Source organism: Paraburkholderia bonniea (genome assembly GCF_009455625.1).
Classification (GTDB): Bacteria; Pseudomonadota; Gammaproteobacteria; order Burkholderiales; family Burkholderiaceae; genus Paraburkholderia; species Paraburkholderia bonniea.
The window spans coordinates 2,789,230-2,812,360 of record NZ_QPEQ01000001.1 but is presented as its reverse complement, the minus strand read 5'-3'; the positions used below and the strand labels follow the sequence as shown (position 1 = coordinate 2,812,360).

General features: G+C 61.4%; 23 protein-coding genes. 10 read left to right on the top strand and 13 right to left on the bottom strand.

Annotated features, from left to right (window positions below; all coding sequences use genetic code 11):
* Positions 1-237: 237 nt before the first annotated feature.
* Both rplM and rpsI read left to right on the top strand, forming a co-directional pair.
* Positions 238-672 (top strand): 50S ribosomal protein L13, encoded by a 435-nt coding sequence (gene rplM, locus GH656_RS12340; RefSeq protein WP_153076205.1) that lies wholly within the window; start codon positions 238-240, stop codon positions 670-672.
* A gap of 9 nt (positions 673-681) precedes the next feature.
* Positions 682-1,074 (top strand): 30S ribosomal protein S9, encoded by a 393-nt coding sequence (gene rpsI / locus GH656_RS12335; protein WP_153076204.1) that lies wholly within the window; start codon positions 682-684, stop codon positions 1,072-1,074.
* 111 nt (positions 1,075-1,185) lie between these two features.
* Here rpsI and GH656_RS12330 read toward each other — a convergent pair whose 3' ends face one another.
* Complete coding sequence (locus tag GH656_RS12330; RefSeq protein ID WP_153076203.1) at positions 1,186-1,524, bottom strand: YnfA family protein; 339 nt, start codon at positions 1,522-1,524, stop codon at positions 1,186-1,188.
* A 230-nt stretch (positions 1,525-1,754) separates the two neighbouring features.
* Between GH656_RS12330 and erpA the strand changes: the two genes are divergently transcribed.
* Positions 1,755-2,120 carry an iron-sulfur cluster insertion protein ErpA gene (gene erpA / locus GH656_RS12325; protein WP_153076202.1) on the top strand — a complete coding sequence of 122 codons (366 nt, stop codon included), beginning with the start codon at positions 1,755-1,757 and terminating at the stop codon, positions 2,118-2,120.
* Positions 2,121-2,368: 248 nt separating this feature from the next.
* On the opposite strand, the gene GH656_RS12320 is transcribed toward erpA, so the two are convergent.
* Positions 2,369-3,499, bottom strand: coding sequence for an anhydro-N-acetylmuramic acid kinase (locus tag GH656_RS12320; protein ID WP_153076201.1), 1,131 nt, complete (start codon positions 3,497-3,499; stop codon positions 2,369-2,371).
* Positions 3,500-3,678: 179 nt separating this feature from the next.
* Here GH656_RS12320 and tyrS point away from each other — a divergent pair, with 179 nt between their 5' ends.
* Genes tyrS through GH656_RS12305 form a run of 3 tightly spaced genes read left to right on the top strand, consistent with a single transcriptional unit; the run spans position 3,679 to position 6,165 of the window.
* Positions 3,679-4,926, top strand: coding sequence for a tyrosine--tRNA ligase (gene tyrS / locus GH656_RS12315; RefSeq protein WP_153076665.1), 1,248 nt, complete (start codon positions 3,679-3,681; stop codon positions 4,924-4,926).
* Positions 4,927-4,978: 52 nt separating this feature from the next.
* On the top strand, positions 4,979-5,437 hold the full coding sequence (gene dtd, locus GH656_RS12310) for a D-aminoacyl-tRNA deacylase (RefSeq protein WP_153076200.1): 459 nt from the start codon (positions 4,979-4,981) through the stop codon (positions 5,435-5,437).
* Positions 5,438-5,493: 56 nt separating this feature from the next.
* A complete protein-coding gene (locus tag GH656_RS12305) occupies positions 5,494-6,165 on the top strand; it encodes a histidine phosphatase family protein (RefSeq protein WP_153076199.1) in 672 nt (223 codons plus the stop codon).
* A 168-nt stretch (positions 6,166-6,333) separates the two neighbouring features.
* Here GH656_RS12305 and ruvB read toward each other — a convergent pair whose 3' ends face one another.
* The 8 genes from ruvB to GH656_RS12265 form a co-directional block, all read right to left on the bottom strand.
* On the bottom strand, positions 6,334-7,398 hold the full coding sequence (gene ruvB, locus GH656_RS12300; protein WP_153076198.1) for a Holliday junction branch migration DNA helicase RuvB: 1,065 nt from the start codon (positions 7,396-7,398) through the stop codon (positions 6,334-6,336).
* Between the two features lie 133 nt (positions 7,399-7,531).
* Positions 7,532-8,113 (bottom strand): Holliday junction branch migration protein RuvA, encoded by a 582-nt coding sequence (gene ruvA / locus GH656_RS12295; RefSeq protein ID WP_153076197.1) that lies wholly within the window; start codon positions 8,111-8,113, stop codon positions 7,532-7,534.
* Between the two features lie 114 nt (positions 8,114-8,227).
* On the bottom strand, positions 8,228-8,770 hold the full coding sequence (gene ruvC / locus GH656_RS12290) for a crossover junction endodeoxyribonuclease RuvC (RefSeq protein WP_153076196.1): 543 nt from the start codon (positions 8,768-8,770) through the stop codon (positions 8,228-8,230).
* Positions 8,771-9,135: 365 nt separating this feature from the next.
* On the bottom strand, positions 9,136-10,701 hold the full coding sequence (gene purH / locus GH656_RS12285) for a bifunctional phosphoribosylaminoimidazolecarboxamide formyltransferase/IMP cyclohydrolase (protein ID WP_153076195.1): 1,566 nt from the start codon (positions 10,699-10,701) through the stop codon (positions 9,136-9,138).
* Between the two features lie 117 nt (positions 10,702-10,818).
* Positions 10,819-11,052, bottom strand: coding sequence for a Fis family transcriptional regulator (locus GH656_RS12280; protein WP_153076194.1), 234 nt, complete (start codon positions 11,050-11,052; stop codon positions 10,819-10,821).
* Positions 11,049-12,113, bottom strand: coding sequence for a tRNA dihydrouridine synthase DusB (gene dusB / locus GH656_RS12275; protein WP_153076193.1), 1,065 nt, complete (start codon positions 12,111-12,113; stop codon positions 11,049-11,051). The genes GH656_RS12280 and dusB overlap by 4 nt, the downstream gene beginning before the upstream one ends.
* A 298-nt stretch (positions 12,114-12,411) precedes the next feature.
* Positions 12,412-13,689, bottom strand: coding sequence for a UbiH/UbiF/VisC/COQ6 family ubiquinone biosynthesis hydroxylase (locus GH656_RS12270; RefSeq protein ID WP_153076192.1), 1,278 nt, complete (start codon positions 13,687-13,689; stop codon positions 12,412-12,414).
* On the bottom strand, positions 13,686-15,206 hold the full coding sequence (locus tag GH656_RS12265; RefSeq protein WP_246184259.1) for an aminopeptidase P N-terminal domain-containing protein: 1,521 nt from the start codon (positions 15,204-15,206) through the stop codon (positions 13,686-13,688). The genes GH656_RS12270 and GH656_RS12265 overlap by 4 nt, the downstream gene beginning before the upstream one ends.
* Before the next feature lie 291 nt (positions 15,207-15,497).
* Between GH656_RS12265 and GH656_RS12260 the strand changes: the two genes are divergently transcribed.
* Entirely contained in the window at positions 15,498-16,109 is a 612-nt protein-coding gene (locus tag GH656_RS12260) for a glutathione S-transferase C-terminal domain-containing protein (RefSeq protein ID WP_153076190.1), read from the top strand.
* 173 nt (positions 16,110-16,282) lie between these two features.
* Here GH656_RS12260 and GH656_RS12255 read toward each other — a convergent pair whose 3' ends face one another.
* The 3 genes from GH656_RS12255 to GH656_RS12245 all read right to left on the bottom strand — a co-directional run bounded on the left by GH656_RS12255 (position 16,283) and on the right by GH656_RS12245 (position 19,869).
* The gene (locus tag GH656_RS12255) at positions 16,283-17,902 is read right to left on the bottom strand and encodes an FMN-binding glutamate synthase family protein (RefSeq protein ID WP_153076189.1); all 1,620 of its coding nucleotides are present in this window, start codon (positions 17,900-17,902) and stop codon (positions 16,283-16,285) included.
* A 312-nt stretch (positions 17,903-18,214) separates the two neighbouring features.
* Positions 18,215-19,366 carry a tRNA 2-thiouridine(34) synthase MnmA gene (gene mnmA / locus GH656_RS12250; RefSeq protein ID WP_153076188.1) on the bottom strand — a complete coding sequence of 384 codons (1,152 nt, stop codon included), beginning with the start codon at positions 19,364-19,366 and terminating at the stop codon, positions 18,215-18,217.
* A 5-nt stretch (positions 19,367-19,371) separates the two neighbouring features.
* Complete coding sequence (locus GH656_RS12245; RefSeq protein WP_153076187.1) at positions 19,372-19,869, bottom strand: NUDIX hydrolase; 498 nt, start codon at positions 19,867-19,869, stop codon at positions 19,372-19,374.
* A 200-nt stretch (positions 19,870-20,069) separates the two neighbouring features.
* On the opposite strand from GH656_RS12245, the gene GH656_RS12240 reads away from it, so the two are divergent.
* The 3 genes from GH656_RS12240 to GH656_RS12230 are packed head-to-tail and all read left to right on the top strand — an operon-like array spanning position 20,070 to position 23,052.
* The gene (locus GH656_RS12240) at positions 20,070-21,212 is read left to right on the top strand and encodes a Re/Si-specific NAD(P)(+) transhydrogenase subunit alpha (protein ID WP_153076186.1); all 1,143 of its coding nucleotides are present in this window, start codon (positions 20,070-20,072) and stop codon (positions 21,210-21,212) included.
* Positions 21,213-21,244: 32 nt separating this feature from the next.
* Complete coding sequence (locus tag GH656_RS12235) at positions 21,245-21,604, top strand: NAD(P) transhydrogenase subunit alpha part 2 (protein ID WP_153076185.1); 360 nt, start codon at positions 21,245-21,247, stop codon at positions 21,602-21,604.
* Entirely contained in the window at positions 21,601-23,052 is a 1,452-nt protein-coding gene (locus GH656_RS12230; protein WP_153076184.1) for an NAD(P)(+) transhydrogenase (Re/Si-specific) subunit beta, read from the top strand. The genes GH656_RS12235 and GH656_RS12230 overlap by 4 nt, the downstream gene beginning before the upstream one ends.
* Positions 23,053-23,131: the final 79 nt, after the last annotated feature.

Genomic DNA, 23,131 nt, shown 5'->3' with positions numbered 1-23,131 from the left:
GCTGGTTTGCCGGAGTTGGCGGCAAACTGTTAAGAGAGGGGGCGAAAGCGGAGTGTCAGGGGGTGTGGGCGGCCGATCACGTAAATTTTGGCAATCGGCGGCATTTTCCTTTATAATCCAAGGCTTTTCTCCGCATATGCCCGTGGGGAAAGGAACAGGAAGAGCCTGCACAGCGCCTTGAAGTGCTAAAAACTAAGCAGGAAAAACACTGGGCAAAGCAATTTTATTGGATCGATCATGAAGACGTTTTCCGCAAAAGCCCATGAGGTGACGCGCGAATGGTACGTGATTGACGCGACGGATAAGGTTCTCGGCCGTGTCGCCAGCGAAGTGGCACGCCGTCTTCGCGGCAAACACAAGCCTGAGTTCACCCCGCACGTCGACACCGGTGATTTCATCATCGTTATCAACGCCGGCAAGCTGAAGGTCACAGGTAAAAAGGCCACAGACAAGAAGTACTACCGTCACTCGGGTTACCCGGGCGGCATTTACGAAACAACATTTGGCAAGATGCAGGAACGCTTCCCGGGCCGTGCGCTCGAGAAAGCGGTCAAGGGCATGCTGCCGAAGGGCCCGCTGGGCTACGCGATGATCAAGAAGCTGAAGGTCTACGCCGAAGCAACGCATCCGCATTCGGCGCAACAGCCGAAAGCGCTTGAGATCGAGATCTAAGGAGCCCACATGATCGGTAACTGGAACTATGGCACGGGCCGCCGCAAGAGCGCCGTCGCCCGTGTTTTTATCAAGGCTGGCAAGGGCGACATCATCGTCAATGGCAAGCCTATCTCTGACTACTTCTCACGCGAAACTTCGCTGATGATCGTGCGTCAGCCCCTGGAACTCACGAACCACGCGGCTACGTTTGACATCAAGGTGAACGTGACAGGTGGCGGTGAAACGGGTCAAGCCGGTGCGGTTCGCCACGGCATCACTCGCGCGCTGATGGACTACGACGCAACGCTGAAGCCTGCTCTGTCGAGCGCCGGTTTCGTGACGCGTGATGCACGTGAAGTGGAACGTAAGAAAGTGGGTTTCCACAAGGCACGTCGCCGGAAGCAGTTCTCGAAGCGTTAATCGTTTCGGCAGCGTTTCGCTTTTTGTTTCAACGCGAAACTGCGCAAAAAAGCCGTCAGTGTTTTTACTGGCGGCTTTTTTGTTTGTGCGAACGAGCCCGGGAACAGGCAGTCAGATATTTCCGGTTCGTGGCGCAAACATGATGATGGCCATGCCGCTCAGAGCGACGGCAGCGCCTAGAAGGTCCCAGCTAGATGGCCTGATGCCGTCAACGCCCCAGAGCCACAGAAGGGCCGCGACGATATAAACACCGCCATAAGCTGCGTAGACCCGCCCAGCGGCAGCCGGATGCAAGGTCAACAGCCATGCGAAGAGCGCCAGACTGACGGCGGCGGGAAGCAGCAGCCAGATGGTTTTATCTTGCCGTAGCCACAGATAGGGCAAATAGCATCCGACGATTTCGGCAATGGCAGTCAAAATGAACAGCAGTAGGGTTTTGAGTTCTGGCATGGTGTTTTTCCCAAATCCTTGATTCAGGATCTCGATTTTTGATGCTGGCGAGCCGGGTGAAGACGGCCAAACTAGCCCATTGTGTTGCAGTCGTTACGGGCGCTGCCTGCTTACACAAGTGTTATTTACAAGCGACATCTGGCACTCAAAAGTCATTGATTTCATTGACTTCAGCACGATCTCAGGATCAGTCCTACAATGGCGCACAAAAGCTTTTTTGGAGATTTCGAATGAACGCTGTCGTGAATTCCCCCGTGGCTGAAATGCCTGGTCCCTTCGTGTTTACTGACGCGGCTGCCGATAAAGTTAAACAATTGATCGAAGAAGAAGGCAATTCTGAGCTAAAGCTGCGCGTATTTGTGCAAGGCGGTGGCTGCTCGGGTTTCCAGTACGGTTTCACTTTCGATGAAGAAGTGAACGAAGACGATACCGTGATGGACAAAAACGGCGTCCAGTTGCTGATTGATTCGATGAGTTATCAGTATCTGGTGGGTGCCGAGATCGACTACAAAGACGATCTGAATGGCGCACAGTTTGTGATTAAAAATCCGAACGCGACGAGTAGCTGCAGCTGCGGTTCATCGTTTTCGGCGTAGTTACAGGACAAGCAGCAAGCGGTGTAGTACGGCCGTTGGTATTGCAGAACGGGGCACAGTTCAAATTGAGCGGGCCCCGTTTTTTATTGCTTAATGGCTTTATAGGGTTTCACAGCCGGGGTTTCGCAACCGGTTTCACAGGGTTTTACCGCCCGCGGGTTTTACAGCCTGCGGTTTCACGCCGCAGGTTTGCCAGACTCGATTCGCGCTTCATGATTTTCCGTGCTACTCCCGGATGCCGGGTGCAGCTAGCGCGGGTATATCGCCCCCAGCACGCGTTCGCCTGCGGCACCAGTGACGGCCGGAAGATTGCCTGATTCGCGTGCCAGGCAGCGCATCGCCAGCCATGCGAAGGCCATCGGTTCCACTTGCTGTGGCGGCACACCTAACGCAGCAGTGGTCAAAACCGGCATGCCGCTCGCTCCGCTTTGTTCCAGTGCGGTTTGCAGTGCCTGCATCAGCGCCGGGTTGCGTGCGCCACCACCACAGACATAAACCGCCTTGCTTTCAGGTGCATGCCGTTCGATCTCGCGTGCCACCGTGATCGCTGTGAGTGCGACTAGTGTGGCCTGCACGTCTTCCGGGCTGACACCGGCATGCTGTTGCAGCCGGGTGTCCAGCCAGGCCGTGCTGAACAGGTCGCGGCCGGTGCTCTTGGGCGGCTGCTGCTCAAAGAATGGTTCTTCCAGCAGCGTATGCAGCAGTGGCCGGTGAACTTGTCCGCTCGCGGCTAACTGGCCGTTGTCGTCAAAGGGTTTGCCAAGATGGCGTTGCGCCCAGGTGTCGAGAAAGACATTGGCTGGGCCGCAGTCAAAGCCGCGTACATGGCCCGCCGCGCCCAGGATGGTGAGGTTGCTGATGCCGCCGAGATTGCAGACCACGCGGGTTTCGCTGGGCGTGCCGAAGATCGTTGCGTGAAATGCTGGCACCAATGGTGCACCCTGGCCACCGGCTGCGATATCGCGGCTGCGAAAGTCGGCCACCACGTCGATCTGGGTCATTTCGGCTAGCAGCGCGGGGTTATTGATCTGCCGCGTATAGCCTTGTTCCGGGCGATGCCGCACGGTCTGCCCATGAACGCCGATTGCCCGCACTTCAGCCGCAGATAAGCTGCTGCCGCGCAGTAGTTCGTGGCAGCAAACCATGTAGCAGGTGGCTAGCGCGTTGGCTGCCAGCGCTTCACGCTCGATTTCGTTGTCCCCCGGCTGCTGCAGCGCGAATAGCGCCTGGCGCAGCCCGTCGGAAAAATTCACGAAAGCCTCGCCGAGCACCACTGGCGGCTTGTCTGGCGTGAGGGCGACCGCGATGCCGTCCACGCCGTCCATGCTGGTGCCCGACATCAAACCAAAATACACGTTGCCTGCGGTGTTGCGCGTCACGGTTATGCCCCTGTCAGCGGTTGATGCGCGATTATCAATCGAACCACGTATGAGCGTAAGGGTTTTAGGGGGCAGGTCCGTGAAGTTTGAGCGTTTTGAGGGGCGTGCGGTGCATAGAGGGAACGGGGTAAGGTGCTTGATCTATGGGACAATCTTTCCTTTTTTCTATCTCGCCCAGCATGAGCAACGAGCCTCTCTCCCAATCTGGTCCCACCCTTCCGCTCACCGATGAGGTTCGTCACGCGCTTGCCGTTACCCGGCGCGGTGCCGACGAATTGCTGGTAGAGAGCGAGTTTGCCCAGAAACTCGCCAAAAGCGAGGCCACCGGCACACCACTGCGCATCAAGCTGGGTCTAGATCCGACTGCGCCAGATATCCATATTGGCCACACCGTGGTGCTGAACAAGATGCGCCAGTTGCAAGACTTGGGGCATACGGTGATTTTCCTGATTGGCGATTTCACTTCGCTGATCGGGGACCCTTCCGGCCGTAACGCCACCCGCCCGCCGCTTACGCGTGAGCAAATCGAATCGAATGCAAAAACCTACTTCGATCAGGCCGCGCTGGTGCTGGAGCGCGACAAAACAGAGATTCGCTACAACAGTGAGTGGTCGTTGCCGCTAGGTGCCGACGGCATGATCAAGCTCGCGTCGCGCTATACCGTGGCGCGTATTCTGGAGCGCGAAGATTTCACTAAACGCTTTCAGGGCGGCGTGCCGATCTCGATTCACGAGTTTCTCTACCCGCTGATGCAAGGCTACGATTCGGTCGCATTGAATGCCGATCTCGAGCTGGGTGGTACCGACCAGAAATTCAACCTGCTGGTGGGCCGCGAGCTGCAGAAGCAGTACGGCCAGGCGCAGCAATGCATCTTGACGATGCCGCTGCTCGAAGGGCTGGATGGTGTCGAGAAAATGTCGAAGTCGAAGAATAACTACATCGGCATTAGCGAAAAACCCTCTGACATGTTCGGCAAGCTGATGAGCATCTCGGATGTGCTGATGTGGCGTTACTTCGAGCTGTTGTCGTTTCGCCCGCTTGAGCAAATCGCCGGGTTCCGCGAGGAAGCCGAGAACGGACGCAATCCGCGTGACTTCAAGGTGATGCTGGCGCAAGAAATCATCACGCGGTTTCATTCGGCAGCGGATGCGGAGCGGGCGCTGGAAGATTTCAATCACCGCGCCAAAGGCGGGGTGCCTGACGATATCGCGGCGGTGACGCTGGCTGGCGCGCCGCTGGGAATTGGCCAGTTGCTCAAACAGGCGGGGCTGGCCGCATCGACTAGCGAAGCGCTGCGCAGTATCGAGCAGAACGGCGTGAAGATCGATGGCACGGTGATTACCGACAAGGCGCTGAAAGTCACTCCGGGCGAATACGTGGTGCAGATCGGCAAGCGCCGCTTTGCCCGTGTGACGGTGACGCTTTGATGGCATTGGCATTGGCATTGGCATTGGCGTCTGACGGCTGGAGGCGTTGCACATGATTGCGTTGTTGCAACGGGTATTGCGTGCGGACGTGAGGGTGGGCGAGCGGAGCACCGGGGCGATTGGCCCGGGTTTGCTGGTGTTGCTGTGTGCCGAGCGCGGCGACACCGATGCCGCCGCCGAGCGCTTGCTGACCAGGTTGCTGGCCTATCGGGTGTTTAGCGATGCGGCCGGCAAGATGAACTTGTCCGTGCAGAACATGAATGGTGCAGGCCAGGCCGGGGGCTTGCTGCTGGTGCCGCAGTTCACGCTGGCCGCCGACACCCGTAGCGGCTCGCGTCCGAGCTTCACGCCTGCTGCGCCACCGGACGAAGGCCGCCGTTTGTTCGATTACTTTGTCGCGGCGGCACAAACGCGGCATCCGCTGGTTGAAACCGGCGAATTCGGCGCGGATATGCAGGTGTCGCTGGTCAACGATGGCCCGGTGACGTTCTGGCTTCAAACGCACGCCTGAGCTGATGTAGCACGCTGGCGTGGTCTTTTTCAGTTGCTCCTCCCCTCGGTTCTCTTATGGCTACCCAGATTCTTTTTATTCGTCACGGCGAAACCGCGTGGAATCGCATCAAGCGTATCCAGGGCCATATTGATATTGCGCTGGCCGAAACGGGCCTTGCGCAGGCGCAGCAGCTCGCCGCGCGGCTGATAGCGGAAGTGCGGGAAGGGGCGCGTCTGGATGCGGTGTATTCGAGCGATTTGCAGCGGGCGCAGCAAACCGCTCAGCCGTTTGCCAGTGCACTGGGTTTGCCGCTGCATTTGCGGGAGGGCTTGCGTGAACGTTCCTATGGCGCGTTTCAGGGCTATGACCGGGAGCAGATCGCCGCGCGCTTTCCGGATGAATACGCGCACTGGCAAACCCGTGACGCGGGTTTTGCACCGCCGGGCGGGGAGTCACAGCGAGGGTTTTATCACCGGGTGCTGCATGCGCTTGAGCCGCTGGTCGCGGCTCATCCGGGTGGGCGTATTGCCTGTGTCACGCACGGTGGCGTGCTGGATTGCGTGTACCGGCTGGCCGGACATTTGTCGCTTGATGCGCCGCGCGACTATGCGTTGCTGAATACCAGCATCAACGTGGTGGATTTTGCGGGCGGCGTGGCAACGGTGGTTTCGTGGGCAGATGTCGAGCATCTGACAGCGTGCAGCCAGGACGACACGTTCAAACAGGTGCCGGAGCCAGGCCGTTAGCCGTATGTGGTGCTTTGTTGTGCTTTTTGTGTGCCTTGTTGTGCTTGGTATGGCTGGTGCTGGTGCTGCTGCTGGATCAGGAGCTTGGGGCTTTTTGCCCACGCTTGGGCGGTATGGCCTGAACTGAACTGAGCTGAGCTGAGCCGGTACCGGTGGCTGTCACTGCCTTCAGGGCGTGCCTGCATTCCATAGGTCGGGCACCGGGCTTGATGCGTCAGGGGCGGCGAGACCGAAGTGGCGATAGGTGAGCAGCGTAGCCACCCGTCCGCGCGGGGTGCGCTGCAAAAAGCCTTGCTGGATCAGATAGGGCTCCAGCACGTCTTCGATGGTGTCGCGTTCTTCACCGATGGCGGCGGCCAGATTGTCTACTCCGACGGGCCCGCCGTCGAACTTGTGCAAGATCGCTTCGAGCAGTTTGCGATCCATCAGGTCAAACCCCACGCTATCGACGTCGAGCATTTTGAGTGCCGCATCGGCTACTTGCGCAGTAATGTTGCCGTCGGCTTTGACTTCCGCGAAATCGCGCACGCGGCGCAAAAGCCGGTTGGCAATCCGTGGCGTGCCACGTGAGCGTTTGGCGATTTCGAATGCGCCGTCCGGGTGGATCTGCGCGTTGAGGAGTGAGGCCGAGCGGCTGACGATGCGCGCCAGTTCTTCAGCGGTGTAAAACTCCAGGCGCGCGACGATGCCAAAGCGGTCGCGCAGCGGGTTGGTCAGCATCCCGGCGCGGGTGGTGGCACCGACCAGCGTGAACGGTTGAAGGTCGAGCTTGACGCTGCGTGCGGCAGGCCCTTCGCCGATCATGATGTCGATCTGGTAGTCCTCAAGCGCGGGGTACAGGATTTCTTCGACCACGGGCGAAAGCCGGTGAATTTCGTCGATGAACAGGACGTCGTTGGCTTCGAGGTTGGTGAGTATCGCGGCGAGGTCGCCCGCGCGCTCAAGCACCGGCCCGGAGGTTTGCCGCAGGTTGACGCCCATTTCGCGCGCGATGATGTGTGCCAGCGTGGTTTTGCCAAGCCCTGGCGGGCCAAATAGCAGCACGTGATCGAGCGATTCTTCACGGCGCCGGGCAGCTTCGATAAATATCTCCAACTGGCCTCGTACTTTTTCCTGCCCAACATATTCGTCAAGCTGACGCGGGCGCAGCGCGCGTTCGAAAGCTTCTTCGTTTGGCGATACGGGAGTGGCCGCGATGATGCGCTCGGCGGAGAGTTTGTCGGTTTCGATCATGGGCGCATTGTAACGTTTGGGGTTCGCGGGCAAAACTGGCCAAATGGCCAGGGTGCGCACGCCGCAGCCGGCATGCGAGGATGTCGCGTCGGCTGCTTCAAACAGACCGTTGCATCTGCCTGGCGGGGGGGCGTCAGGCTTTGGATAACGCCTTCAGCGCCAGCTTGATGCCGTCTGACACGCCGGTGCCGGCGGGGACGTTTTTCACGGCGGCAACGGCTTCTTTTTCGGAGTAGCCCAAAGCTAGCAACGCATTCAGGATGTCGGCGGAGTGCGTCGGTGCGGCGACGCTGCCTGCAGCCGTGCCCAGATCTGCACCCAGCTTGCCTTTGAGTTCGAGCAGCAGCCGTTCAGCGGTTTTCTTGCCGATGCCCGGCACGCGCGTGAGGCGGGCTGCGTCTTGCAGGGTTACCGTTTGCGCCAGTTCTTGCACGCTCATGCCGGAGAGCACCGCGAGTGCCATGCGTGCGCCAATTCCGCTAATTTTCAGCAGCTCGCGGAAGGTTGCGCGTTCGGCTGCTGTGCCAAAGCCGTATAGCAGATGGGCGTCTTCGCGCACGATCATTTGCGTGAGCAGCGTGACCTTTTCGCCGCTGGCGGGCAGGTTGTAGAAGGTGCTCATGGGCACGTCGATTTCATAACCGACGCCGTTGCAGTCGACGAGCAGATGGGGCGGGTTTTTTTCCAGCAGGATTCCGACAATACGACCAATCATGGCGCTTTAACCGTGGTGGGAGGTGAGAACAAGGTGGGCGCAACGCGTGAATAGCGCAGAGCAACGCATGAGCGCCGTGCCGTTTTGCAGCCTGTGCGGCACTGGTTTGACAGGTTAGCCGATCAGCCGTCCGCGACGCACTCGCAGGCCTTTTTTGGCGAGCGAGGGGGCAATGGCCCCCAGTGTGCCGAGCGTGCCGCCGCCGTGGGCATGACAGATTGCCATGCCTAGCGCGTCGGCGGCATCCGTACCGGGCACGCCTGAAAGGCACAGCAGGCGCGCCACCATTTGCTGCATTTGCTCTTTGGTGGCGCGGCCATAGCCCACTACGGCTTGCTTGAGCTGCAACGCGGTGTATTCGGCAACGGGCACGCCATTGGCCACCAGCGCGCAAATCGCGGCACCACGTGCCTGGCCCAGCAGCAGGGTTGATTGTGGATTGACGTTGACGAACACTTTTTCGATTGCAGACTGGTCTGGGGCGTACTGGCGTGTCAGCGTCGAAATTCCTTCGAAAATGGTGCCCAGCCGGGATGGCAGATCGGCATCGGCAGTCTTGATGACGCCGCTGGTAACGTAGGTCAGGTGCTGGCCAGTCTGGTCGATGACGCCAAAACCAGTGACACGCAAGCCTGGATCAATGCCGAGAATTCTCATGGGGTGCCGGGCGAACAAGGTGGCTGCGATGCTACAACGGATGCTTGGCCGGCGCGCGGTAGAAGCGCGTGTTTGTGCCTGGCAGTGAGCTGGGTGAGCTGGGTGAGCTGGCTGTGCTGAGGGGTAAGGCAGCAGGTCAAATGCAGCAGATCAAATGAAGCAGCTCGCCCCGCCTTCCCATGTAAAACACCCCAAAGGCTGGATCAGCGTCCAACCTTCGGGGTGTATTTCACAGCCACAGGCTGAGCCAGAAACCGCTTGAATTCAGCGTGCAGAGTGTATTGGGGCGGACCACCTGGCATGTGTTACTGGCCTTCAGCCTCTCGCGCCAAAACTTCCAGCCCAGCCCCCAGCTGAATCCCGCCCTAGTGACGGAAGTGACGCGTGCCGGTTAGCACCATCGCTATGTTGTGTTCGTCGGCGGCGGCGATGACTTCGTCATCGCGCATTGAGCCGCCTGGCTGGATCACACAGCTTGCGCCGGCGTTGACCACCACATCCAGGCCATCACGAAACGGGAAGAACGCATCTGAAGCCACTGCCGAGCCCGTTAGCGACAAGTCCGCGTTTTGCGCCTTGATGCTGGCGATACGCGCTGAATCGACCCGGCTCATCTGGCCTGCGCCAACGCCCAGGGTCATGCCGTTGCTGCAAAACACAATCGCATTCGATTTCACGAATTTGGCGACGCGCCAGGCAAACAGCAGGTTGTCCATTTCAGATGGGGTGGGGTGGCGTTTGGTCACCACGCGCAGCTCATGCGGCTGGACATTTTTTGCGTCCGGCGATTGCACCAGCAGACCGCCGCCCACGCGCTTCAGGTCGAGCGCATTTTGCTGGGTGCCGAGCGGAATTTCGAGCACGCGCACGTTTTGTTTGGCGCTGAATACTTGCAGTGCGGCGGCGCTGAACGATGGCGCGATCAGTACTTCGACAAACTGCTTGACCACCGCTTGCGCTGTGGTTTCGTCTACTTCGCGGTTAAACGCGATGATGCCGCCAAACGCTGAGGTCGGATCGGTCTGGAGCGCTTTCGCATACGCTTGCGCCGGGTCGAGGCCTAGCGCTACGCCACACGGATTGGCGTGCTTGATGATGACGCAGGCGGGCGCGCTGAAGGTCTTCACGCATTCCCATGCCGCATCGGAGTCGGCGATGTTGTTGTACGACAGCTCTTTGCCCTGCAACTGGCGATAGTTGGCCAACGCGCCTTCCGGCGTGGCCAGGTCGCGGTAGAACGCCGCGCTTTGATGCGGATTTTCGCCGTAGCGCAGGTCCTGCACCTTGTTGAAGGCGAGGTTCAGCGTGGCGGGATAGGGGTTGCGTGAGGTGTGCTGCAACTCGTCAGTCAGGCTGGTGAGGTAGTTCGTGATCGCGCCGTCGTATTGCGCTGTGTGCGCGAACACTTTGGTGGCAAGGCGGAAGTTGCTCGCGTAGCTCACGGTGTTCTGGTTCGCGCGCATTTCGTCTAGCACCGCTGTGTAGTCGAGCGGATCGACCACGACGGTTACATCACGATGGTTTTTGGCGGCCGAGCGCAGCATGGTTGGGCCGCCAATGTCGATGTTTTCGATGGCGTCTTCGAGCGAGCAGGTGGATTGCGCCACGGTTTGCACGAAGGGGTACAGGTTCACGACCAGCAAGTCGATAGTGGGAATGCCGTGCTGTTCCAGCGCGCTCATGTGCGCGGGCAGGTCGCGCCGCGCCAGAATGCCGCCATGCACTTTCGGATGCAGGGTCTTGACGCGGCCATCGAGCATTTCCGGAAAGCCAGTGTAGTCAGCCACTTCAGTGACAGGCAATCCGGCTTCGGCGAGCAGCTTTGCCGTTCCGCCCGTGGAGAGCAGCTTGACGCCGAGCGCTGAAAGCGCGCGGGCAAAATCGACGATGCCGGATTTATCGGAAACGGAGATGAGCGCTTGCTGGATCATGATCTGATGAAAAACCGGTGGAGGAGAAAAGGGCGGAAAAGGCCGAAAGAATCGAGCGCGCTGCAAGGCGCGGCGAAACGTACAACGAAAAAACGAACAACGAAACGAGCTGCGAAACTACAGCAGCCCGTGCTGTTGCAGCTTTTTGCGCAACGTGTTGCGGTTGATGCCGAGATATTCAGCCGCGAGCGACTGGTTGCCGCCAGCCTGTTCGAGGACGACTTCGAGCATGGGTTTTTCGACGCAGGCCATGACCATGTCGTAGACATCGTGCGGATTGGAGCCGTCGAGATCCTGGAAATAAACGTCCAGGCTGTCGCGGACAGATTGTTCGATGATGTGCTTGCTCATGCTGCCAGGTGGTCGGTGTGGTCTGGCTCGCGGTCGGGTTGCGCGGTTTCGTCGAGATAGACAAGGCGTTCGGAGACGGCCTTTTGTGCTTCGAAGAATGCGTTGACGGCGAGCAGCTGTGCGTGTGTCGTGTCGAGCGTGTTCATGTGATGGCGGAACACGCTGGCACCAGAAAGGCCGCGAGTGTACCAGCCGATGTGCTTGCGTGCGGTACGAACGCCGGTAAATTCGCCATAGAACGCGTAGTGATCTTCCAGGTGCTCGTTCATCACTTGCTGGATTTCGTCGATGCGTGGCGCTGGCAGCAGCTCGCCGGTTTGCAGGAAATGAGCGATTTCACGAAAAATCCAGGGGCGTCCTTGAGCGGCGCGGCCAATCATGATGGCGTCGGCACCGGTGGCGGCGAGCACGGCCTGGGCTTTGTGCGGTGTGGTGATGTCGCCGTTGGCGACCACTGGGATGCGCACGGAGCGTTTAACGGCGGCAATCGTTTCGTATTCGGCTTCGCCGTGATACAGGTCGGCCCGTGTGCGGCCGTGCACCGTCAGCATGGCGATCCCGGCTTCTTCGGCGATGCGCGCGATGGCTAGTGCATTGCGATGGTCACGGTCCCAGCCGGTGCGGATTTTCAGCGTGACCGGCACGGCGTCGGGGCCACGGCCTACGGCGTCCACCACCGCGCTGACGATGCTTTGCACCAGCGGCTCGTTTTGCAGCAGCGCGGAGCCCGCCGCGACGTTACAGACCTTTTTGGCTGGGCAGCCCATGTTGATGTCGATGATTTGCGCGCCGTTGGCCACGTTGTAGCGGGCGGCTTCGGCCATCATCTGCGGGTCCGCGCCAGCGATCTGCACGGCGATGGGTTCGACTTCTCCCTCATGGTTGGCGCGGCGCATGGTTTTTTCGCTTTTCCATAGTTGCGCATTCGACGCGACCATTTCCGAGACTGCGTAGCCCGCGCCCAACTGCTTGCACAACTGGCGAAACGGCCTGTCGGTGACGCCCGCCATGGGGGCTGCGAACAGGTTATTGCACAGAGTGTGGGAGCCGAGAGTGAACATGGAAGACGCGAGCAACTGCAAATGGGCGGCCGCGATGGGCGATCACGGCCGCCCATCTCAGAAAAAGGAAAGCGCGCATTTTACCGTTAACCCCTCAGGTGGCCGAATGCATATCTGCAGCAGCGCACTGGATGGAATCTTCGCTGAATACCTGTTTTGCGTTGTGTGTTGGTGTTTGCTGGTGTTGCTACTGCCAGTTACGCTGGCCATTGCCATTGCCATTGCCATTGCTGCTACTACCGCCACCGCCACCGCCACCCCCCCCACCACCCCCACCACCCCCACACAGGCCGAGTACTCAACGGCGCTGGCCGAACATCATGTGCCGTGCCAGCGCGGTTTTAACCGGTGGAGCGCATTCGAGCGCGGTTAGCGCGAGGCCGCGCAGCGCGCCTAGCGCGGGGTAATTCAGCGTAAAAAGACGCGCCAGCGAATCGGTGGCGTGGATAGTCAGACGGCGGTCCAGCGTGCGGCGCTGGGCAAACGATGTCAGCGCCAGCGGCGTCGCGCCGTGTTGCGCTAGCGCTTCAGCCAGCGCGTAAGCGTCGCGCAAACCGAGGTTGAGCCCTTGCCCAGCCACCGGATGAAGTGTCTGCGCTGCGTTGCCGATGGCCGCAATGCGTCCTTGAACCGGGGTGTCGAGCGCATTCAGGCCGAGCGGGAACGAGGCCCGTGAATGGATCTGTGTGAAGCGTCCCATCCGCTCACCGAATGCCTGACCGAGTTCTGCCAGCAATTCGGCATCGGCCAGCGCGGCGCGGCGGGCGGCTTCGGCAGGGGCACAGCACCAGACCAGCGCGAACTCGGTCTGGCCCGCGCCACCCAGCGGCAGCAGCGCTAGCGGGCCGGTCGCGGTGAAGCGCTCCCATGCCACATGCGGTTGGGGCCGCGACACGCTGACTACGCCTACCAGCGCGGTTTGCGCGTAATCGCGGTGCGTGTCCGGGCTGGCCGTTTGCTCGCTGAACAGGCCGCCTTCGGCATGTACCAGAATCCGCGTGCGCAACATGCGCTCGCCCGTGCCCGCGCGGATGATGGGCAAGCTCACGGCGTCGGGCGTTTGCGCTGGCGTGTGGGCCGAGGTTGACGGGAACCATTGCGTCGGGGTGGGGCTAACCGCTTCGGCCAGCGCGGTGACGATCGAGCCATAGCGCGCGACGTAACCCAGTGCAGATAAACCGTGCTCTGCGCGGTCGATCAGCGCGCGGCCAAACTGGCCGTGCTGCGAGATATGGATGCGGTGAATCGCGCAGGCGTCGGCGGGCCAGCGCTGTGGTTCCAGCAATGACTCAAGCAGCACCCGGCTGCCGTGCGATACCGCGATGGCGCGCGGATCGGCCTGGGCGCGGGTGGGGTCGCGGGCGTCGAGCAGCGCCACCGAAAGCGTGCGGGTTGCGCTGCGGCGGGCTAGCCAGCCTGCGAGGGCAAGGCCGACCGGGCCTGCACCGACAATCGTGACGTCGAAATCGAACGGGGGAGCTGCTGCTGCGGGGCTGGGCTGTGGCGCGGCGGCGGCATCAGCGGCCGTGTTAGAAGCCACGTCAGAAGCCGTGGCGGACAGGGGTGAAGAGGTCATGGCGCGGGGTGGTTCTGGGGCGCAGCGGGAGAGATAGCGGCAGAGGTAGCCGTAGCAGCAAGCTCAGCCTGGGCGGCCTGCATCAGCGTTTCGATGGCGTCGGCGCTAACCGGGACGTCGCGTGTCATCAACTCGCAACCGGTGGCGGTGACGATCACGTCGTCTTCAATCCGGATGCCGGTGTTCCAGTACTGCGCTGGCACGTCGTCGGCGGCGGGGATGTAGAGGCCGGGCTCGATGGTTAGGGTCATGCCTTCAACCAGTGTGCGGGCGGGGCGGGTGTTGCCTGTGTGGCTTAGAGCGCTGGCACCGCCACCGGCATTGGCACCGGTGGTCACGCCCGGCGCTGGATGGGGTTCGAAATAGTCACCGCAATCGTGCACGTCCATGCCGATCCAGTGGCTGGTGCGGTGCATATAAAAGCGCAGATAGGCGCGCTCGCTGATGACCTCCTCCACGCTGGCAAAACGCTCGCGGCTGAGGATGCCGGTTTCCAGCAGCCCTTGCGCCAGCACGCGCACGGCAGCCTGGTGCGGCGCGTCGAAACTCACGCCTGCGCGAGTGGCTGCGATAGCGGCTTGCTGTGCGGCCAGCACGATGTCGTACAGCGTGCGCTGGGCGGGCGTAAAGCGGCCATTGGCGGGGAATGTGCGGGTGATGTCGGAGGCGTAGCCGTCAAGCTCGCAAGCTGCGTCGATCAGGATCAGGTCGCCATCCTGAATCACGGTGTTGCCCGCTGGATAGTGCAACACGCACGCGTTGGCCCCGGCGGCGACGATGGAGCCATAGGCGGGCGCTTGTGCGCCGTGCTGGCGGAAGGTGTGTAGCAATTCCGCTTCGAGCGCGTATTCGTGCAGGCCTGGACGGCAGACGGCCATCGCTCGGCGGTGCGCGAGCGCCGAGATCTGGCCAGCGCGCCGCATGATCGCGCATTCGTGGGCATCTTTGATGACGCGCATTTCGTCGAGCAGCGGTATCAGGTCATAGGCGGCTGTGGGCGTGCTGATGCCACTGCGATTGCGTGCGCGCACCGCGTCGAGCCAGCCGCGCACGGTGTCATCCAGTTGCGTCGAAGTGCCCAGCGCGTAATGCAGCGCGGGTTGGTCCGCGAGCAGTTGCGGCATGCGGGTGTCGCGTTCATCAAAGGCGAATGCGGCATCGACGCCATACACAGCGGGCGCACGTTCGGGGCCGCAACGTAAGCCTTCCCATGTTTCCCGCTCAACGTTGCGGGCGCGGCAAAAGAGGATCGTTGAGGGCTCGCCGGGTGCCGCGCTGGCATCGAGCACCAGCAGCGCTTCCGGTTCAGTGAAACCGGTCAGGTAATAGAAATAGCTGTCGTGCCGGTATGGGTAATCGACGTCGCGGTTACGCCGGACTTCCGCTGCGGTGGGGACGATGGCGACACCGCCGCCGCGCGCGCGCAATGCCGCCAGCACGCGTTCACGGCGCTGGCGGTAATGGTCGAGGGCGGCAACGGGGGGCAGGGCGGAGGCGGGGAGGGGTGTTTGAGTCATCGTGCGATTGTAGCGTTCTCCGCTGCCAAATCGCCCGGTGTAGCCCGTTTGGCGGGGGTTTTGCCTGCGCTGGGGGCGCTTCTGCGTTGAGTTTGAATGGAGACTGCGTGGTGCCTGAGTGGTGCCGGAATGGCGATTGAATGGCGACTGAGCGCCTGGCCAACAGGCTGCTGGACGCGCTCGGGTGGCACCGGAGATACTGCGGAGATCGTTGCGCGCGTGAATGCCGCGTGGGCTATCCAACGTATACTTTCGCCCGAATTCCAGACCATCCATGAAAAGGCAGATGTAATGAAACTCATCGGTTCGCTAGGGAGCCCGTTTGTGCGCAAGGTACGGATCGTGCTCGCGGAAAAAAAGATCGACTACAAGCTGGTGCTCGAAAACGTCTGGTCTGCCGGCAGCGTGATCCAGACCTTCAACCCGCTAGGCAAAGTACCGTGCCTTGTGATGGAAGACGGCGAGGCGGTGTTCGATTCGCGGGTGATTTGCGAGTACGCGGATATGCTGTCGCCGGTGGCGCGGTTGATTCCGGCGTCGGGGCGGGAGCGGGTGGAAGTGCGTTGCTGGGAGGCGCTGGCTGACGGGATGATGGAGGCGGCGGCGCTGATCCGGCTGGAGAGCACGCAGCGTCCAGCGGAGCACCGCAGCGAGGCGTGGGTGGCGCGTCAGCAGCAGAAAATTGATGGCGGTCTGGCGGCGCTGGCGCAAGGCCTGGGCAACAAGCCATGGTGCTCGGGCAACCGTTACACGCTGGCGGATATCGCGCTGGGCTGTGCGCTGGGATATCTGGATTTCCGTCAGCCCGAGTTGAACTGGCGCGCGGCGTGGCCGGTGCTGGAGCAGCATTTCCAGAAGCTGTCGCAACGGCAGTCGTTCATGGATACGGTGCCGGTGGCTTGAGTAGCTTGAGTGGATGGTTGAGGCTGGATGGCCGTGGGGCCGTTGCAGCAAAAAGCGCGAACGCTGTTTGAGCGTTCGCGCTTTTTTATGGTTATTCAGCCTGCCTTTGATCGCGTGGAAATCTAGCCGGAAAAATCACGCATCACGCCTCAGGCCTTCCCACCCACCGCTTGTCACCGTGCAGGCACCGCCTCATCCACCCCCAGCGCCGCAAACGAATCACTCCGGGCCAGCGGCCACCATTTCTCGTACAGCGTGTAGTGGTATTTCCCCGCCAGCAGGTCGCCTGGCTCCAGATACTTCAGCAGCTCCGACATCAGCCGCACCTCGTGTGATGACACCCGCCGCACGATGTGATGCGCGCGTAAATCCCCCGGGTGTCTGAGCCCCGCTGCCTGGACGATCTCCTGCAGCGCTCGCAGCGTGTTGTGATGGAAGCTGAACACCCGGTCTGATTTGTCTGGCACATTCAGCGCCCGCTGCCGTACTTCGTCCTGGGTAGCGACTCCGGTTGGGCAGCGTCCGGTGTGGCAGGTCTGTGCCTGAATACAACCGACGGCAAACATGAACCCGCGCGCGGCGTTCACCCAGTCCGCGCCAATCGCCAGCGTTTTGGCGATATCGAATGCGGTAATCATCTTGCCGCTTGCGCCGATGCGGATCTTGCTGCGCAAGCCGATCCCCACCAGCGTGTTGTGCACCAGCAGCAGGCCTTCCTGCAACGGCACGCCCACGTGATCGGTGAATTCGAGCGGTGCCGCGCCGGTGCCACCTTCGGCACCATCCACCACGATGAAGTCCGGCAGGATGCCGGTCTCCAGCATCGCCTTGGCAATGCCGAAAAATTCCCACGGATGGCCGATACACAGCTTGAAGCCGGTGGGCTTGCCACCGGATAGCTGGCGTAGCCGTTCGACGAATTCGAGCAGGCCGCGCGGCGTCGAAAACTCCGAATGGGTCGCGGGCGAAATGCAGTCGCGGCCCATCGGCACGCCACGGGTTTCGGCAATTTCGGCGGTGATTTTCGCCGCCGGCAGCACCCCGCCATGACCCGGCTTCGCCCCTTGCGAGAGCTTGATCTCGATCATCTTGACTTGCGGCTCAAGCGCCTGTTTGGCGAACTTGTCAGGATTAAACGTGCCATCGTCGTTGCGGCAACCGAAGTAGCCCGAAGCAATTTCCCAGATGATGTCGCCGCCATGCTTGCGGTGGTATTTCGACATCGAGCCTTCGCCGGTGTCGTGGGCGAAGTTGCCTTTTTTCGCGCCGAGGTTCAGCGCCATGATCGCGTTGGCCGAAAGCGAGCCAAAGCTCATCGCGGAGACATTGAAGATCGACAGCGAATACGGCTGGGGGCGATCGGGGCCGACGATGATGCGGAAATCATGGCCGTTGAGCCGGGTCGGGGCGAGCGAATGGCTGATCCATTCGTGCGCGACGGCTTTGACGTCGAGTTCGGTGCCGTAAGGGCGGCTGTCGACTTCGTTTTTCGAGCGTTGGTAGACGATGCTGCGTTGCACGCGGGAGAACGGTTTTTCATCGGTGTCGTCTTCGACGAAATACTGGCGAATCTCGGGCCGGATGAATTCGAACAGAAAGCGCAAATGCCCCCACAGCGGGTAATTACGCAAGATCGCGTGGCGCTTTTGCAGCAGGTCGAACAGGCCGAGCGCGACGAGCGCTAGCGGCACGATGGCCCATAACCACGACAGGTGCCGTGTAGCAGCCAGCGTCAGGCTGGCCGCGAGCAGTACGCAGGCACACCACAGGGCGAGATAGCGGCGAGAGAACATGAGGGGGCTCCAGAGACGGTGGGTTCAGCGTGGCGGCAGCGGTAATGGCAGCGGTAATGGCAGGAAGCGAGGTTGCGGGCCACGGTGAGAAGGGAAAGGGGATGGAAGGAGCGTTTCGATTTTGGTTTCAGCTTCAGCTTCAGTTTCAGCTTGCTAGACGACGGTGATGGGTCGTTGCTTAAGCGGGCTTGCCTGCGATGGGCGCTAGTTCTTGCCAGTCGCAGGCGGTGCATGGGGTGGGCGGTGCGAGTGCTGCTAGCGGTGTTAGCCACCCTCAGCCACCCTCAGCCACCCTCGGCGGCATGAGCCACATCAGCGGCGCGGCGTCAGCAGGGCCGCTTGCTGCGGTGCGCGGAGAGCGGGTGCTGCCTCGGCGGCGGTTTCGATGATGCCGCCGCCGAGGCAAACCTCACCGTCATACAGCACCGCCGATTGCCCGGGCGTCACGGCCCATTGCGCGTCGCTGAAGCGCAGCCCGAAATGTGCGCCGCCGTTGGTTACGGCGCTGACGGTGCATGCGGCATCGGCCTGGCGGTAACGGGTTTTGGCACTGCAACTGAGCCCTTCGGCGGGCGGCTCTCCGGCAATCCAGCTTGGGTTGCCCGCGCTGAGCGTATGGCTCAGCAGCCAGGGGTGGTCATGACCTTGCACGACGTACAACGTGTTTGAGGGGATGTCTTTAGCCGCAGCGAACCAGGGCTCGCCGCTGCCCTCTTTGCTGCCGCCCAAGCCAATGCCTTTGCGCTGGCCGAAGGTATAGAACGCGAGGCCCATATGCTCGCCGACGAGCTTGCCGTCGGGGGTTTTCATCGGGCCGGGCTGGGTTGGCAAATAGCGGTTGAGGAATTCGCGGAAAGGCCGCTCGCCAATGAAGCAAATCCCGGTGGAATCTTTTTTCTTCGCGTTCGGCAGGCCGATTTGCGCGGCGATCTCGCGCACCTGGGTTTTGGGCATTTCGCCTAGCGGGAACAGTGTTTTGGATAACTGGGCCTGGTTCAGGCGATGCAGGAAATACGATTGATCCTTGGTGTGATCGAGCGCTTTGAGCAGCTCGAAACGGCCTGCCGGGGTTTCGCGCACGCGGGCGTAATGGCCCGTGGCGATGGTTTGTGCGCCAAGTGCGAGCGCGTGATCGAGGAAGGCCTTGAACTTGATTTCAGCGTTGCACAGCACGTCTGGGTTGGGCGTGCGGCCAGCGGAATACTCGCGCAGAAATTCGGCGAACACCCGGTCTTTGTATTCGGCGGCGAAATTCACCGCTTCGAGGTCGATGCCGATCAGGTCGGCGACCGACACTACGTCGATCCAGTCCTGACGCGTCGAGCAATACTCGCCATCGTCGTCGTCTTCCCAGTTCTTCATGAAGAGGCCGATCACTTCGTAGCCTTGCTCCTTGAGCAGCCACGCGGTGACCGACGAATCGACCCCGCCTGACATGCCCACTACGACTTTTTGCTTGCTCATGCTGGTCAGTTGCCTGTTGTGCCGGGCCCGATGGGGCTGACGGAATGGGTGTGGAGCAGATCGAGGGGGAAGCGCCGTCCAGCGAGGTAATCGTCGAGACAGCGCAGCACCAGCGGGTTGCGGTGCCGTTGCGGACAAGCGCGCAGTTCGTCGGCGCTCAGCCATAACGTGCGCACGATGCCGCTGTCGAGAGTGTGGCCCGGCAGTGGGGCGTCGCAACTGCCGCAGTAGGTAAAGCGCAGATAGGTCGCGCCATCGCGCCCGCGTCGTTCGACATGCGTCATATACACGCCCACTAGGGCTTGCGGGGTAAACGGCTGGGCGGTTTCTTCGAGGGTTTCGCGGACAACGGCGTCGAGCAGGGTCTCGCCAGGCTCCAGATGTCCGGCGGGCTGGTTCAGGCGCAGCCCATCGGCGGTGTGTTCTTCGACGAAGAGAAAGCGTCCGTCGCGTTCGATGATGGCCGCAACCGTGACGTGCGGAGCCCAAGGGTCTGGTTTCATGGGGGCGCATTTTACCGTCTCCGCCGCGCGCCTGTGCGGCGGTGCTGGGGCGGGATTGCCCGTGCTATCGGCCGCACGGGGGCTTCGGTTACAGTGGCGCGGTTGCCGTGGCACGGGTTGGCCAGCGTGCCACGCTGGCAGAAGGGTCGTCACAGGTCGTTCCAGGTTGTTACAACCAGCAGGCCGAGGAGGATTCAACGATGCATATTGGAGTGCCAGCCGAGACGCGTGCCCACGAAACCCGGGTTGCCGCGACGCCCGAGACGGTGCGCAAATACGTGGCGCAAGGCCACCAGGTCACCCTTGAGCGCGGCGCGGGTGCCGCCGCGAGCTATCCCGACGAGGCCTATGCCGCCGCTGGCGCGCAGCTTGCCGATGCCGCTACAGCATTGGGCGCAGATCTGCTTCTCAAAGTCCAGGCTCCAACCGCAACCGAACGTGCGCTACTCAAGCCGGGTGCGGTGCTGGTGGGGCTGCTCGATCCTTTCGACACCGCTCAGGCGGCCGCGCTGGCAGCGACCGGGGTTAGCGCGTTCGCGCTCGAAGCCGCGCCACGCACGACGCGGGCGCAAAGCCTCGATGTGTTGTCGTCGCAGGCCAATATCGCGGGTTACAAGGCGGTGCTGGTCGCGGCTGATCTGTATGGCCGCTTCATGCCGATGCTGATGACCGCGGCGGGCACGGTCAAGGCCGCGCGGGTGCTGGTGCTGGGCGCGGGGGTCGCGGGCTTGCAGGCGATTGCGACGGCCAAGCGTCTGGGCGCGGTGATCGAAGCCTCCGATGTGCGGCCCGCCGTGAAAGAGCAGATTGAATCTCTCGGGGCGAAGTTCCTGGAGGTGCCCTATGAAACCGACGAAGAGCGCGACGCCGCGCAAGGCACTGGCGGTTACGCGCGGCCGATGCCGCCAGGCTGGCTGCAACGCCAGGCAGCGCTGGTGCACAAACGGGCGCTGGAGGCCGACATCGTGATTACGACTGCGCTGATTCCCGGGCGAGCAGCGCCGACGCTGATTTCGGCCGAGACCGTGCAAGCCATGAAACCAGGCTCGGTGATCGTTGATCTGGCAGCGGGGCGGGGCGCGATAGTCGACGGCCGCGCGGGTGGCAACTGCCCGCTGACCGAAGCCGACCAGATCGTGACGAAGCACGGCGTGCAACTGGTGGGCTATACCAATCTGGCCTCACGCGTGGCAGCGGACGCCTCCGCGCTCTATGCCCGCAACCTGTTCGACTTCATCAAGCTGATCGTGACCGCGCAAGGCGAATTCAAGCTGGATCTGGCCGATGACATCGTCGCGGCCACGCTGCTAACCCATGCTGGCGAGCTGGCTCGCAAGTCCTGAGACGGGTGTTGTTTCGAGGAGGAGGTTGCAAGATGGAACTGATAGATCACACCGTGATTAACCTGATTATTTTTGTGCTGGCGATTTATGTCGGCTTCCACGTGGTCTGGAATGTCACGCCTGCATTGCACACGCCATTGATGGCGGTTACCAACGCCATCTCGGCGATTGTGATCGTGGGCGCGATGCTCGCGGCGAGCCTGACCGTAGGCGGCACCGGCAAGGTTTTTGGCACGCTGGCGGTGGCATTGGCAGCGGTGAATGTGTTCGGCGGCTTTCTCGTCACGCGCCGGATGCTGGCGATGTTTCGCAAGAAACCCCCCAGCACCCGCGCCCCGGAGCAGAGCACGGCCAGTACTGCCAACCCCACGGTCACGGAGAACACGCCATGAGCATGAATATCGTCACGCTGCTGTATCTGATTGCGTCGGTGTGCTTTATTCAGGCGCTCAAAGGGCTATCGAATCCCAAAAGCGCCCGCACCGGCAACCTGTTCGGCATGGCGGGGATGGCGCTGGCGATTTTCACCACGCTGGCGCTGATCGTGAAGCAGGCCACATCACCAGGCGTGGATCTGACGCTTGGACTGGGCCTGGTGCTGGCGGCGCTGGTGGTGGGCGGTGCGGTGGGCGCGGTGGTGGCGGCGCGCGTCGAAATGACGAAGATGCCCGAGCTGGTTGCCGCGATGCATTCGCTGATTGGCCTCGCGGCGGTGTGCATTGCCTATGCCGTGGTGTCGGAGCCAGCCGCGTTTGGCCTCGGCTCAGCCAGCGACGCGACGCCGGGCTTCTTGCCCTACGGCAACCGGGTCGAATTGTTTATTGGCACGTTTGTCGGGGCGATTACGTTTTCGGGCTCGGTGATCGCGTTTGGCAAGCTGTCGGGCAAGTACCGCTTCCGTTTGTTTCAGGGCGCGCCGGTGGTGTATCCAGGCCAGCATCTGCTGAACCTGATGCTGGCGCTCGCGTTGCTGGGGTTTGGCGTGATTTTCGTGCTGACCCAGGCGTGGCTGCCGTTCATCGTGATGACCCTGCTGGCGTTCGTGCTCGGGGTGCTGATGATTATTCCGATTGGCGGCGCGGACATGCCAGTGGTGGTGTCGATGCTGAATTCGTACTCCGGCTGGGCCGCAGCAGGCATTGGCTTTTCGCTGAACAACCCGATGCTGATCATTGCGGGATCGCTGGTGGGCTCGTCGGGCGCGATTCTGTCTTACATCATGTGCCGCGCGATGAACCGGTCGTTTTTCAACGTGCTTTTAGGCGGTTTTGGCGCACAGCCAGGAGCCGCCGCTGCGGATGCCCGCGAGCAGCGGCCCGTGAAATCGGGCTCTGCCGATGACGCCGCGTTCATGCTGAGCAATGCAGAAACGGTGGTGATCGTGCCGGGCTATGGCCTGGCGGTGGCGCGGGCGCAGCACGCGTTGAAGGAGCTGACAACCAAGCTGGTGGCCAAGGGCATCGACGTGCGCTATGCGATTCATCCGGTGGCGGGACGCATGCCAGGGCACATGAACGTGCTGCTGGCGGAAGCGGAAGTGCCGTATGAGCAGGTGTACGAAATGGACGACATCAACAGCGAGTTTGGCCAGACGGACGTGGTGCTGGTGCTCGGAGCCAACGACGTGGTGAACCCCGCAGCGAAAAACGACCCAGGCTCACCGATTGCGGGAATGCCGATCATCGAGGCCTACAAGGCGCGCACGGTGATTGTGAACAAGCGCTCGATGGCGGCGGGCTATGCCGGCCTGGATAACGATTTGTTCTATATGGACAAGACGATGATGGTGTTTGGCGATGCAAAGAAAGTGATTGAGGAGATGGTTAAAGCGGTGGAGTAGGGGGAGGGGGGCCGTGTGTGCGTTCACCCTGAAACAACCATGCACAAAACGACATATCTTAAAAAATAAGAGTTACCCC